The sequence below is a fragment of the uncultured Campylobacter sp. genome (assembly GCF_937949835.1).
In the GTDB taxonomy this organism is placed as follows: Bacteria; Campylobacterota; Campylobacteria; order Campylobacterales; family Campylobacteraceae; genus Campylobacter_B.
The window spans coordinates 1-1,384 of sequence record NZ_CALEDC010000229.1 but is presented as its reverse complement, the minus strand read 5'-3'; the positions used below and the strand labels follow the sequence as shown (position 1 = coordinate 1,384).

Here is a 1,384-nt window from a genome sequence, read left to right as displayed (position 1 = left end):
ACAAAGAGGCGATGGAGGAGATCAGGAAATTTTTGCAATTCGATGCGAGCGCTACGAAATAGTAGCTCGCCCTCAACGGCTCGCTCGAAATTTTGACCCGCAAAAGGAAGGGCTTAAAATTTTAAAATTCCTAAAGAATTAACGGCTCATCTGAAATTTTAACGGCGGCGGAACGCATCCCTTTATTTTAGCGCGAATGTCATAAATTGGCGCTCGCTAAATTTTACGCACCGTTTACACAGCATCTGCCGCGGCGGAATGGGTTTAAATTTTAAGTCCGCGCATTTTGACTCGCTTTTAGTGCTGCCGCGCGGATGAATATAGTCTAAATTAGATCTTTAAATTTAAGCCGCAAATTTAAGCAGGCCCACGGGCGGCTTAAAAATTTAAATGAATTAAAAGCCTAGCTCATTTAACTTTTTATATCCGTCGCAACCGACTTGAGATCCTAAATCGCAAGCCTTATTTAAATATTTTTTTGCAGTGTTTGTATCCTGTTTTACGCCTTCACCATAGAAATATGAAATCCCAAGATTATAGCAACCGTCGGCAAATTCCAAGCGACAAGCCTTCGAAAATAGCTCGTTTGCTTTTTTAGAATCTCGCTCTACGCCCTCGCCCGAATAGTATAGAACTCCCATATTGTAGCACCCATTGATTAATCCTAGATTAGAATATAACTCATATGCTTTTTTGTAGTCTTGCTTTGTGCCACTACCATTTTCATATGAATTCCCGAGATTATAGCAGCTTTGGGCAAGCTCTAACTCACAAGCTCTAGAGTATAGTTCATTCGCTTTTTGGTAGCTTTGTTTTACGCCTTCCCCTTTTTCATATAAAATTCCAAGATTATGGCAGCTTTCGCCATGTTTTAAATCGCAAGCTTTCAAATATAGCTCGCTCGCTTTTTTATAATCCTGCTTTACGCCTTCGCCCGAGGCATATAAAAGCCCGAGATTGTAGCATCCGCGGCCTTCTTGCAAATCGCAAGCTTTGGAAAGCAGTTCGGTTGCTTTTTTGTAATCTTGCTTTACTCCTTTGCCTGAGTAGTATAAAACACCCAGATTGCCGCAAGCTATGCTATTTTTTAAGTCGCAGGCCTTAGAATATAGTTCGGTCGCTTTTTTATAATCTTGTTTTTCATATAAAGCCCCTAGATCATTACATCCTAACCCATATCCTAGATTACAAGCTCGAGAAAGTAAGTTTCTTGCTTTCTCGATATTTTGTTTTATGCCTTCGCCTAAATAGTGTAAGACTCCAAGATTGTAACATCCTTCGGCAATTTCTAAATCGCAAGCTTTAGAATATAATTCATTTGCTTTTTTGTAGTCTTGTAATGCGCCCATACCCTCTTCGTATAAAATTCCAACGCCAAAACATC

General features: G+C 39.9%; 1 protein-coding gene. It reads right to left on the bottom strand.

The genetic code is table 11. From position 1 onward, the window contains the following. Positions 1–395: 395 nt before the first annotated feature. Positions 396–1,384: SEL1-like repeat protein (locus Q0256_RS05225; RefSeq protein ID WP_297960765.1), on the bottom strand; the 989-nt coding region annotated here is incomplete at its 5' end.